Origin of the sequence: Providencia sp. (assembly GCF_052096715.1) — a bacterium.
GTDB lineage: Bacteria > Pseudomonadota > Gammaproteobacteria > Enterobacterales > Enterobacteriaceae > Providencia.
The window spans coordinates 1-12,551 of the sequence record NZ_JBQDNB010000040.1 but is presented as its reverse complement, the minus strand read 5'-3'; the positions used below and the strand labels follow the sequence as shown (position 1 = coordinate 12,551).

11 protein-coding genes are annotated in these 12,551 nt (G+C 38.8%); 2 read left to right on the top strand and 9 right to left on the bottom strand.

Translation table 11 applies throughout. From position 1 onward, the window contains the following. Positions 1-62: 62 nt before the first annotated feature. The 3 genes from ACTH6U_RS20170 to cysJ are packed head-to-tail and all read right to left on the bottom strand — an operon-like array spanning position 63 to position 4,344. Positions 63-797 carry a phosphoadenylyl-sulfate reductase gene (locus ACTH6U_RS20170; protein ID WP_441833004.1) on the bottom strand — a complete coding sequence of 245 codons (735 nt, stop codon included), beginning with the start codon at positions 795-797 and terminating at the stop codon, positions 63-65. Then, positions 794-2,539, bottom strand: a complete 1,746-nt coding sequence (gene cysI / locus ACTH6U_RS20165) for an assimilatory sulfite reductase (NADPH) hemoprotein subunit (protein WP_441833003.1) — start codon at positions 2,537-2,539, stop codon at positions 794-796. The genes ACTH6U_RS20170 and cysI overlap by 4 nt, the downstream gene beginning before the upstream one ends. Beyond that, a complete protein-coding gene (cysJ, locus tag ACTH6U_RS20160; protein ID WP_441833002.1) occupies positions 2,539-4,344 on the bottom strand; it encodes an NADPH-dependent assimilatory sulfite reductase flavoprotein subunit in 1,806 nt (601 codons plus the stop codon). The genes cysI and cysJ overlap by 1 nt, the downstream gene beginning before the upstream one ends. A gap of 325 nt (positions 4,345-4,669) precedes the next feature. Here cysJ and queD point away from each other — a divergent pair, with 325 nt between their 5' ends. Further along, entirely contained in the window at positions 4,670-5,035 is a 366-nt protein-coding gene (queD, locus tag ACTH6U_RS20155; RefSeq protein WP_294110211.1) for a 6-carboxytetrahydropterin synthase QueD, read from the top strand. 298 nt (positions 5,036-5,333) lie between these two features. Here the strand turns inward: queD and queE are convergent, their stop codons facing one another. Continuing rightward, a complete protein-coding gene (queE, locus tag ACTH6U_RS20150) occupies positions 5,334-6,005 on the bottom strand; it encodes a 7-carboxy-7-deazaguanine synthase QueE (RefSeq protein ID WP_441833001.1) in 672 nt (223 codons plus the stop codon). 177 nt (positions 6,006-6,182) lie between these two features. Between queE and ACTH6U_RS20145 the strand changes: the two genes are divergently transcribed. Then, positions 6,183-7,565 carry an amino acid permease gene (locus ACTH6U_RS20145; protein WP_294110214.1) on the top strand — a complete coding sequence of 461 codons (1,383 nt, stop codon included), beginning with the start codon at positions 6,183-6,185 and terminating at the stop codon, positions 7,563-7,565. A gap of 79 nt (positions 7,566-7,644) precedes the next feature. Here the strand turns inward: ACTH6U_RS20145 and megL are convergent, their stop codons facing one another. From megL to ACTH6U_RS20120, 5 genes are all read right to left on the bottom strand, one after another. Next, positions 7,645-8,832 carry a methionine gamma-lyase gene (gene megL, locus ACTH6U_RS20140; protein WP_294110216.1) on the bottom strand — a complete coding sequence of 396 codons (1,188 nt, stop codon included), beginning with the start codon at positions 8,830-8,832 and terminating at the stop codon, positions 7,645-7,647. 15 nt (positions 8,833-8,847) lie between these two features. Further along, entirely contained in the window at positions 8,848-9,240 is a 393-nt protein-coding gene (locus tag ACTH6U_RS20135) for a hypothetical protein (RefSeq protein WP_294110219.1), read from the bottom strand. A 13-nt stretch (positions 9,241-9,253) separates the two neighbouring features. Then, positions 9,254-10,441, bottom strand: a complete 1,188-nt coding sequence (locus tag ACTH6U_RS20130; protein ID WP_441833000.1) for an NAD(P)/FAD-dependent oxidoreductase — start codon at positions 10,439-10,441, stop codon at positions 9,254-9,256. 217 nt (positions 10,442-10,658) lie between these two features. Next, positions 10,659-11,234, bottom strand: a complete 576-nt coding sequence (locus ACTH6U_RS20125; RefSeq protein WP_441832999.1) for a DUF1287 domain-containing protein — start codon at positions 11,232-11,234, stop codon at positions 10,659-10,661. A 69-nt stretch (positions 11,235-11,303) separates the two neighbouring features. Next, positions 11,304-12,098 (bottom strand): endonuclease/exonuclease/phosphatase family protein, encoded by a 795-nt coding sequence (locus ACTH6U_RS20120; protein WP_294110225.1) that lies wholly within the window; start codon positions 12,096-12,098, stop codon positions 11,304-11,306. Positions 12,099-12,551: the final 453 nt, after the last annotated feature.

The following is a 12,551-nucleotide window of genomic DNA, read 5'->3' as shown; positions in this document are numbered from 1 at the left end:
AACAAATATTATTAATGATATATAAATTAGTAGATCGCCTGTAACAATAACCCTATTACAGACTAATTTTCATGAAGGCCACATTCACGTTTCAAACCAAAGAAACGTGTATCTTCCTCACTCATTCCTGCTTCCCATTTTCGCGTCGTGTGGGTATCACCAACAGATAAATAACCTTGATCCCATAAAGGATGATAAGGCAATTGATGCTGCGTTAAATATTCATAAACTTGCTTATTATTCCAATCAATCACAGGTAACAATTTAAAAATACCACGTCCAATTCCCAGCACACAGAGAGATGCTCGACTTGCCGACTGCTCTCGTCTTAGCCCTGAAAACCAACTTTCGGCTTGTAATTCCTGTAACGCTCTATCCATCGGCTCTACTTTATTCAATTGATTGTAACGCTCAATTCCTTCTATTCCTTGAGTCCATAGTTGCCCATGAATCGCTTCTTGCCACGCAGGTGATAGCGTCGAGCGATATACTTTTAAATTTAGCTTTAACCTATCAGTCAGCTGCTCAATAAATTGATAAGTTTCTGGAAATAAATACCCCGTATCCGTTAGTATTACAGGAATATCAGGCATGACCTGCGTCACCATATGCAAAGTCAATGCAGCTTGAATACCAAAACTTGAACTCAACACAAACTCTGTCGGTAAATATTCAGCTGCCCACTCAATACGTTGTAGAGCACTCATCGATTCCAACTGCACATTGAATGCAGATAAATGTTGAATCTGCTGCTCTTTACTTAAATTTTGTATTTCAGCTAATTGAAGCCGAGTCATACCGCCTCCTTGACCTCATAAAAATCAACTGCGGAATTGAGCACAGGCTTCACAATACCGGAACGAATAACAAAATCGCCAAATCCTTCCTCTGCTTGCCGCTCTTTAGCCCAACGTCCGATGAGTTCGTCTAAAATAGATAAAATTTCTGCACTGGTAATATTTTCACGAAATAATCGAGGAATACGTGTTCCAATACGATTACCGCCTAAATGCAGGTTATACCTATCCATAGCTTTACCAACTAGCCCCACTTCTGCCAACATTGCGCGACCACAGCCATTTGGACAACCCGTAATACGTAGAACAATATGTTCATCCGCAACATGATGGAATGCCATTATTTTTTCGATATCGTCCGTAAAGGCAGGTAAAAAGCGCTCAGCCTCTGCCATTGCTAATGGACAAGTCGGAAATGATACGCAAGCCATTGAATTTTCACGTTGGTGACTAATACCATCACTCATTAATCCATGAGAACGCGCGATTTGTTCAATCAACGCTTTATCTTCTTCAGGCACACCCGCCACAATTAAATTTTGGTTTGCCGTTAAACGAAAATCCCCCTTATGAATACGAGCAATCTCTGCAACTCCAGTTTTTAGCGGCTTATCTTCCGTATCAATTAATCGACCATTTTCAATAAATAGAGTTAAATGCCAGCGATTATCAATACCTTTTAGCCAACCAATTTTGTCGCCACGATCAGTAAACTCATAAGGCTTGATAGGTTCAAAGATCACCCCAGAACGCCTTTCAACCTCAGCTTTAAATGTCTCAACACCAACACGCTCAAGGGTATATTTGGTTTTCGCATTTTTGCGTTCTGTTCTATTTCCCCAATCACGCTGCGTAGTCACAATCGCTTGTGCAATCGCTAATGTTTTATCCAATGGAATAAAACCAAACTCACTGGCTAGACGAGGGAATGTCGCCGTATCGGCATGAGTCATCGCCAACCCGCCCCCCACAAGGACGTTAAAGCCAATGAGTTCACCCTCTTTGGCAATAGCGATAAAATTCATATCGTTTGCATGAAGATCCACATCATTCAAAGGCGGGATCACCACCGTAGTTTTAAATTTACGAGGTAAATACGTTTGTCCGAGTATCGGCTCTTCATCCGTGGTCACGATTTTTTCTTTATCGAGCCATATCTCTGCATAGGCTGTAGTGCGAGGTAAAAGATGCTCAGAGATTTTTTTCGCCCATTCATACGCTTGCTGATGCAGTTCTGACTGAACAGGATTTGAAGTACAAAGCACATTACGGTTAACATCATTGGCGGTCGCTAAGGCATCCAGCCCAACATGGTTTAGCATTTGGTGAGCGGGTTTCACATCCCCTTTTAAAATCCCATGAAATTGGAATGTTTGTCGGTTAGTGATGCGAACACTGCCATATAATGTGTGTTCTGTTGCAAATTGGTCAATATCAAGCCATTGCTTAGGTGAAATAATTCCACCCGGCAAACGACAACGCAACATCATGGCATGACGTGGCTCTAATTTTTGCTCGACACGTTCTGCACGAATATCACGATCGTCTTGCTGATACATGCCATGAAAGCGGATCAATAAAAAATTGTCCCCCTCAAAGCCACCCGTTAAACCATTTTTCAAATCGTCTTTGATAGTGCCACGCAAATAATTACTATTTACTTTCATACGTTCACTATCGGCAAGTTTACCTTCGACAACTAAGGGCTTATCTTGTAAGGATTTTTCTTGTTCATTGCTCATTAATAAACATCCCTCTGATAACGGCGCGTCACACGCAGCTCACTTAAAAATTCATCAGCTTGCTCGCTATCCATGCTTCCATACTGACTGATGATATCCAATAAAGCCTGTTCTACATCTTTTGCCATACGGTTGGCATCACCACAGACGTAAATATGGGCGCCTTGTTCTAGCCAGTCCCACACCTCTTTACCTTGTTCCCGCAACTTATCTTGTACATAGATTTTTTGAGCCTGATCTCGTGACCAAGCGAGTGAAATGCGAGTTAGCAAACCATCTTTAACGTAGCGTTGCCACTCGACTTGATAGAGAAAATCATCAACAAAATGTGGATTACCAAAAAACAGCCAATTTTTACCCGTTGCGCCGTCGTTATCTCTTTGCTGTAAAAAGGCGCGAAAAGGCGCGATCCCCGTTCCTGGCCCTATCATGATAACGGGTTTAGATTCATCACTTGGCAAACGAAAATTATCATTGTGTTCAATGAAAACACGTAATTCATCACCTTCATTCAAGCGATCGGCTAAAAAGCCAGAAGCACCGCCAGTACGTGCTTTTCCATCAATGTCATAGCGAACAACACCGACAGTTGCATGTACTTCATCTTCTGACTCTGCTTGTGATGATGAAATTGAATATAAACGCGGCGTTAATGGGCGCAGGAGATCAACAAATTCTTGAGCCGTTGGTTGTGCCGCAGCTTGGCGAACCATATCCACAATCGGCATTGTTTGCGCATAATGTAAGATGGCTTTTTTATCGCTAATCAGTGCTAGAAGTGCATCATCCTTAGACAATTGCGCATATTTTTCGACAATAAGATGCGTATTTTGAGTTAACTCTAATTGGTAAATTAATGCATCACGTAAAGAATGACGTTGCTTGCCAATAAAAACGTCTTCATCGCCTTGTAACCACAATAATGCCACCAGCTCATCCACTAATGCTGGATCATTATCAAACCATACACCAAGTGAATCACCCGGTTGATAACGTAAGCCTGAATCACCCAAATCAATTTCAATATGCCTAACATCTTTTTGAGAATCACGACTGGTTATTTTTTGATTACTGAGTAATGACGCAGTTAACGGTGCAGTTTTACTATAAGGTGATGAATGAATTTCATTCACGCTCCCTGCTTGCGTCGTCAATAATTGGCTTGCACTTTGCGCCGGCACTCTTGCTTTTAGTATCTGAGTTAAATTATCGACCCACTCATCAGCAATAGTTTGATATTCTACATCTGCATCAATCCGCTCAAGCAATGACGTTGCACCTAACTGAGCGAGTTGATTGTCAAAATCTTTTCCTGCTTGGCAGAATTTTTCATAAGAAGAGTCACCAAGCGCAAAAATGGCGTAGCATGTTTCTGCTAAATTTGGCGCTTTCTTTGAATAAAGATATTTATACAAAGAAACAGCTTCTTCAGCAGGCTCCCCTTCACCTTGGGTCGACGCGACTATCACAAGCAACTTTTCTTTATCTATCTGTTTAAATTTATAGTCACCTGCATTTACCAAGTTAACGTTAATTTTTTCATTAATTAATCGCTCTCTAAGTTGTTCAGATAAACGGCGGGCATTACCTGTTTGCGAGGCTGAAATAATAGTGACCGTTTCTTCAGGTGCGATAGGTGCATTGGCAGCTGTATCAACGCTTGGCGTTTGATTTACCATTCCCCACAAATAACCCGACAACCAAGCTAGCTGATGAGATGAAAAATCATCTACCGCAGTCTGTAAACGCGTAAGTTGCTCTACCGATACAGGCAATGCTGATATCGGGGACTGTTTTTTCGTCATTATCCTTTAACCTCAGAATTACTCATCATTGAATATGATCCAAATAATTAAGTTGCATTAACCCGCAAGTTCCACCATCAACTTAAAAAATTTATAACTTGTTGTTTATTTTTTATCTTTAAAATTTAGGTTTTGGACAAACAGGTTATAACAACCCATGATATTGATATAAGACACTCTAGCCATATCTAATAGCTAAAAAGCCTAAAGACTATATTCGATGATTGATATCGATAAAAAAGGTTAGTAATAATTTGGCAAATAAAGATATTTTGAAGGGAAATTACCGTACAATGCGCTATTTATTATCAATGAGAAGACATTTATGAGCACAACAATCTATAAGGATTTCACTTTTGAAGCGGCGCACAAGCTTCCTCATGTTCCAGAAGGTCATAAGTGTGGTCGCCTCCATGGTCATTCTTTCATGGTACGTTTAGAAATTACAGGGGAAGTTGATGCCTATAGCGGTTGGATTATTGATTTTTCTGACGTCAAAAAAGTGTTTAAACCTATTTTAGAGCAACTCGATCACCATTATCTGAATGATATTACCGGACTTGAAAATCCAACCAGCGAAGTGCTTTCCCGTTGGATTTGGCTACAAACTAAACCTCTATTGCCACAATTAAGCGCAGTGACTGTCAAAGAAACCTGCACTGCGGGTTGTATCTATCGCGGTGAAAATTAAGTTTTAATGAAATAAGCTAATTCAAATATAAAACTATATTTTTCAAAATAAAAACCAATTTTTTCATTATAAAATCATTATTCTAAATAGTTCGAGTTATAGCAAGGCGGCAAGTGAAACTAAGCCCTAGGAGCATACATAAGTATGTGACTAGGGTTAGTAAACGCAGCCAACACAGCTATAGCTCGAAATATGACGAATAATATACATAGCCCTAGGAGCATACAATAAGTATGTAACTAGGGTTAGTAAACGCAGCCAACACAGCTATAGCTCGAAATATGACGAACAACAAGAATTAGGGGATAGCTAAATACTTATGCGTCTGAATTGATAGCCGCCAATTACGCTCAATACAGGTATCAATACACAATTTTGTCGCCGAGGCCTTTTGGCTAATTGGCTGTAGTGCAACTACAGGCGGAGTTTCTAGTGTTCTCATAGCCAGTAATTCATCTAGTGCTTGGATATCTTTTTCCCTTGCTACGGGGTGTTTTATTTCATTAGCTCGATTTACTGCCTGCTTTAATACTTTTAAGCCACCTTTCATACCCACTTTTGGAGAAACAGTCACCCATGTATTATCTGAGCATTGAATTGGATATGTCCCGCTGGTTTCTATTTGGCATTGATAGCCGTTTAATTCGAGCTCGTTCGTTAGCGGCGTTAAATCATAAATACAGGGTTCACCTCCCGTAATAACAATATGTTTAGCGCTATATTTTTTTTCTCTCATCAAATCTATCAATGTATTTGTATCTGACATTGCCCACTCATCGCTATCTAGCGTTTTTAATGCAATGTCGCCAAGTGTCGTTTCTTTACTTGGATCTTTTTCCCACGTCTGTTTTGTATCGCACCAACTACATCCCACAGGACAGCCTTGCAAACGAATAAAAACTGCCGGAACACCAGTAAAAACGCCTTCTCCCTGTAATGTTTGAAAGATTTCATTAATTGGGTATTTCATATCACGCCTAAAATAGTTAATAAGGGGCACATTATATTGCAGATATCTATCTCATGAACAAGGCACTTTGTGATAATGTAGCAACCTTGAGCTTAATAAAGTACGTCTAGTTCAATAAACGAAACCGAAACAATATTCGGTGCAATAACTAGCGCTAAGGCAAAGACAGGAAAAGATATGCAAAGTAGTGAACAAAATCAACTCAGAAAGGGACTGAGTGTCAGGCACATTCGCTTTATGGCTTTAGGGTCAGCGATCGGAACCGGTTTATTTTATGGTTCTGCATCTGCAATTCAAGCAGCAGGACCTGCAGTGTTGATTGCCTATATGGTCGGCGGTGCCGCTGTATTTATGGTAATGCGAGCTCTCGGTGAAATGGCGGTCCATAATCCAGTTCCAGGCTCTTTCTCCCATTATGCAAGCCATTACATGGGGCCATTAGCGGGCTTCTTAACAGGCTGGAATTATATTTTTGAAATGCTAGTCGTATGCTTAGCCGATATTACTGCTTTTGGTATGTATATGGGATTCTGGTTCCCTGATGTGGACCAATGGATATGGGTATTAAGTATTGTACTATTTATAGGCGCACTCAATTTATGCCATGTTAAAATTTTCGGTGAAATGGAGTTTTGGCTATCCATAATAAAAGTCAGCGCTATTATTGCCATGATCGTTGGCGGTGCTTTCTTAATGTTCTACGGATTTGGTAAAGAAACAGACCATGCCGTTGGCATTCAGAACCTCTGGCAACATGGTGGTTTCATGCCGAATGGTATTGAAGGCGTTATTGCCTCACTCGCCATCGTAATGTTTGCTTTTGGTGGTATTGAAGTTATTGGTATTACTGCTAGCGAAGCGCAAGATCCAGAAAAAACAATTCCTAAAGCCATTAATGCCGTACCAGTCCGTATTCTATTATTCTATGGATTAACCTTATTTATATTGATGTGTATTTATCCATGGAACCAAGTTGGTCAAAATGGTAGCCCATTTGTACAAATATTCTCCAGTCTAAATATTTCTTCTGCGGCGAATATCTTAAATGTTGTCGTTATAACCGCAGCCATTTCGGCCATTAACAGTGATATTTTTGGTGCAGGTCGAATGATGTATGGTATGGCGCAAGATAGACAAGCACCAAAAATATTTACTAAACTGACTCGCAATGGCGTGCCATGGGTTACTGTACTCGTAATGTCAGTTGTTATGCTGCTTGGCGTATATCTAAACTTTTTATTACCTGAGAAAATTTTCGTTATCATTGCGTCCATCGCAACCTTCGCGACAGTCTGGGTTTGGCTGATGATATTGCTTTCACAAGTTGCAATGCGTCGCCAAATGAGCAAAGAAGAAGTGAAAAAGCTAAAATTCCCGATTCCTTTTTGGCCTATCGGGCCTGCAATCACCATTGCATTTATGGTCTTTGTCATCGCACTATTAGGCTTTTTTAAAGATACGCAAATTGCGTTAATTGTCGGATTTGCTTGGGTGGCAATACTCAGCATCGCTTTCTTATTCATGAGAATATTTCAGAAAAATAAAAGTGAACAAAATTAAACTATTATCACGCTAGCAAAATAGTATTTAAACCATTTAAATGCCCTATATTAATAAAAATATGGGGCATTTTTTATTATTAATGCGCTAACGCTTGTTTAAGGTCAGCGACTAAATCATCAACATTTTCTAAGCCAATTGAGAGCCGAATAAGGCCATCACTGATCCCATATTGCTGTCTTTCTTCTGCAGAATAAGTCGAATGAGTCATACTCGCTGGATGTTGAGCCAATGATTCACAATCACCTAAACTTACAGCTCGAGAAAATAAATTAAGCTGATTTAAAAAGCGTTTACCTGCCTCAATCCCCCCCTTTAACTCAAACGCTATCATGCCACCTGCTAACCGCATTTGTTTTTTAACCAATTGATATTGCTCAAAGCTCTCAAGACCAGGATACATAACATGATCAACCTCTGGATGAGAGTCAAGATACTTAGCAACAAGCATGGCATTCTCAACAATACGATCCATCCGTATAGGGAGCGTTTTCATTCCCCTAAGAACTAAATTCGCATCATGAGGAGATAAACATGCCCCCGTCATATCCTTTAAGCCAACTAATCGAATCTGTTTTGCTATCTCTGCAGTCGTGACAGCAGCTCCCGCCATGACATCACCATGTCCATTCATATACTTAGTCAAAGAATGGAGCACGACATCAGCACCCAAAACGAGCGGTTTCTGGATGTAAGGCGTACAGTAAGTATTATCGACAACAACTATAATATTATGCTGATGCGCGATTTCGCTTACGACTTTGATATCGACTAAACGCATATTGGGATTTGCTGGAGATTCAAAAAAAATCATCTTCGTTTTGTCGGTTATTTGTTGTTCAACCTGATGAGGGTCACTCATATCAATATGGCGAACGTTAACACCAAAACGTGCAAGCCCATGATGGAAAAAAGCATAGGTACAACCATACACTGTCATATCAACTAAGAGCTCGTCTCCCGGATTTAGCAGTGACCAAAAAGTTGAAGTAATTGCGCCCATTCCTGACGAAAAAACGACAGCAGCCTCACCTTCTTCTAAATCCGCAATTCGTTTCTCCAACAAATTCAATGTAGGATTATTAATTCGGGTATAAATATATCCTTCCCTATCCCCACTGAAACATGCGGCCCCCTCTTCTACACTACTAAATACATAAGTAGATGTTTGATATATCGGTGATGCCAATGCGCCTAAATTTTCATTCTGACTATAATGACTATGTATTATTCGAGTTTCAAAAGCGCTTACTTTATCTAAATTCATACCACCTCCAAAAAATTACCGCTCCTTGGTCTGAGATAATCGAGAACCAACAATTTGTAATGTTCTTAAAACGGTACTAATTCCACGCAATGTATCTGGATCTTTTAATAAACTATATACTGAACGAAAATTATGGGATTTATCATCATAGACCGCTTCCATTTTTGCCATATTATAAGCGGTACTAAACTCCCAGACCGGGGTCAATGTATCCTCAAAAGCATTAGAGAGTTTTTCTACTGTACCTGCATCCAAAATATCGACCATATCAGATACTAAAGAAAGTAAATCAACGATATTATCTAAACGTTTCAACTGTAATAGTGGTGCAATTTTTTCGGCAAAATGTTCGCCTGATTCAGAGCTAAGTAACTCTATCAATTTTGTTTGCGGATTATCATTAGACATAATTATTTTCCTATTACACTAAACCACGAATAGCTGCCCAATAAATACCTCTATTGAAGCCATTTCTTAATAATCCACCTAACTTAGTTGGGGGGGTTGGGATCACGTCATGCTTATAATTATATTGCAGTGGCATACCTGAATATAATCCCATTTGTGCAACCGCCTGAACGCGTCCATCATAAATTGCAGCTGGATAACCATAAGTTATCTCACCGCAAATATTATCAGCAATAATAGCCGCCTGATTATGGCAGCTACCACCTGCCTTACTAATAGGAAGGTCGACTGTATCACCAATGACATAAACGCCATCAACACCATAAACTTGCATCGTTTCATGGTCGGTTGGTAGCCAACCCTCACCATTATTGTGTTCGCTTAGACCTGTATTAATAACCGCCTCAACTGCAGTAATTGGTGGTGTGCTAATTAAAATATCAAATGGTTGTTCATCACCTTCTTTTGAATACGCAATTTTTTTCTCCGGATCAACATTACTTAATGTAAACCCACGCTGCGCCTTAATATTTTTAATATTAAATATTTCTGGGATAACTTCACAAACAGGCTGTTGCATGAAGAGACAATTACGTAATAATTGAGATACCGTAGGGTAAGTATAAACAATCTCAATATTATCTCTTACCCGACGTTTACGTAAAAAATCATCCAACATCAACGTTGTTTCCATTGGTGCAATTCCACATTGATGAGGAACATTAGGTGTTTCTGGAAAAGATACAGTAATAAAAATCCGCCCTTTCTCAATTTTAGATAATTGATCTGCTAATTTTCGAGCAGGTTCATATGCATAAAAATGATTCCCGATCTCTTTCAACCCTTCAATTTTGTCAGGTCTTGGTACGCATCCTGTAGCGACAACCAAATAATCATAATTATACTTTTTACCCTTTATTGATTTAAGTTCTTTATTTTTAAAATCAAATAACTCGACTTTATCAATCACTAATTCAATCTCAGGGCGTAATAATGATTGTTCACTACGGCTCAACTCTTCTTTAAAGAAAAGATTAAAAGCCACATACATAAATGCAGGCTTATAATAATGCATAGGATTATCAGTAATTAACGTTATTTTTATTTTTTTAGAGAAAATATCTTTATTAAGTTTTCTTGCCAAAATATTGGCCAGCATTGTCCCACCGGTACCACCACCAACAATAACTATATTTATCATGATATTTCATCACCTTAACTTAATAAAATCACCAATAGAGCATGCACTTCCTCCTATAAATATAGGTTATTTTAAATAATAACCTATACAATAAATTGAATATAATTAGCTAAATAACAAGAAAAACTAATCACATTAAAATATAAAACCATCAGAATAAATAAACATAAAAATAATTATTTTAATTACTATTTCAAATAGAAACTGTATCACTGATTTATTTTATATATGAGTAATGACCCACTATTTTCCATTGAAATAAAACATCCTCAGAAACCTGACCATACCCAATGTTATGCATAATAAGATAGTTTTGGTTATTGGTAGATTTTATCGATGTCACAATACCAATATGAGGTCGACCATTATCCAAACGCCATGAAACTATATCCCCTGGAATATAATCTTTTGCATTTTGAGTAATAGGCTTATTCATTCCCTTTCGAGCAAAAAATATCTCTAAATTAGGTACACGCCGATGATCAATATTGGTATCTGGCTTATTTAGACCCCACATACGTTTACTTGGATATTGGCTGAAATTATTTTTTATGTCTTCATGCAAACGCTGCTGTAGGTCAATACCTAATTTACGATAACTACGGATAACTACATCAGAACAAACTCCGTAGTTTTCAGGTACATCGCCATTTGGATAAGTTATTTTTCTGTATGAAGAATCATACATGACGAGGCGAGGAAGCTGTTCTGCGTACTTAGCTAACTCAAGGCTTGTGTTGCCTATTGCATAGGAAGAACACAATAAAATAGTTAGCGAAAATAATAGTTTCAATCATTAATCCCCACAAATATTGATTATAAAATCTACAACAATTATGAAGAAAAATAAGGTGTTAAAATCCTAAATATTAAGCAAACTAAATTGTGTAATGATAGGATTATGATCAGAAGCATCGGTATTTAACACATGGCTATCGTTAGCTTGTAAGCCACGATAAAATAAATAATCTAAAGGCCGACCAAATGCTTTTGTACGCTGATCATCATTATAATTTATTTCTTTCAATCCAATGCTACGTACAAAACGCTTAAGCGCATTCACCCTTTGGCGACTCCAAGCATTAAAGTCTCCCGCTAGGATAACAGGGCCTACATGCTTTCCAATCTGCTCCCCAAGTTTGTTAAGTTGCCTTGTATAAACATCAACACCAAAACTAAAATTAATTGCATGAACATTCGCTACCATCAGCTGTTTCCCATTAGGAAGCGGGTAGACAGTAATCAAGGCCGATTTGGCCAAACGTAATAAGGGTTCTTTTTCACGTAAAGGACAACAATAGATAGGATGCGCAGTCGCAAGCGTCATCACGCCAGCAGGGTGAGGTGAAAAAGGCAATGCGGGAACCTGATCTGCAATTAATTTATGGAAAGCCGCAAAACTAACAAGCTCAGGAGACATTTGGGCCTCTTGTAGCAGTATTAATTTTTTATCTTTAATTAGCTCAGCTAAGACAATCTTCCAATTTGGCCGCTGTTGCTTATAAATATTCCAAATCACCACATCAAGAGTCTCGCCCGCAGCAAATAAAGGTAATCCAATCGGCAGCGACTCCCCTAACATATGTACAGCCATAGGTTGAATACGCTCAGCGGGCTGACCTGCTATATATCGAACAGAATAGGTTCTTTTCGCCACGTTTCGAGTTCCTACATAATGGAGATTTCAATTTTACTCTAGTTTTGACTTCACTCACTAGGTTGCAGTATATCAAACATAGCAGGTGATATCTTATGAAGTTGAGTCAAAGCTTTTAGTATTAAGAATGATATATTTAAACAATACTAAAGCTATAGTAAAAAAACCACTAACATCAAATTCATCAATCTGTAGGCTATTCAAAATTCAAATTTTTTTCGTCAGCCCCGAGCCTTTATTCAAGTGGAGCTGAGCCTTAATCACCGAAGGGTATCGATTTAATTTCGCATGGTTGTTTGCGTATTTTGATGGAGTCATTGTCAATGTTTAAACGGCCATCGACTCTCCCTCAGCGAAGGCTTGACTGTCTTTGCGGTATGTCCGCGATTCAACGTTCCCGCATCGGGTTGCTCAAACCCCAAACGCAAAAAAGCCACCCATTGGGTGGCTTTT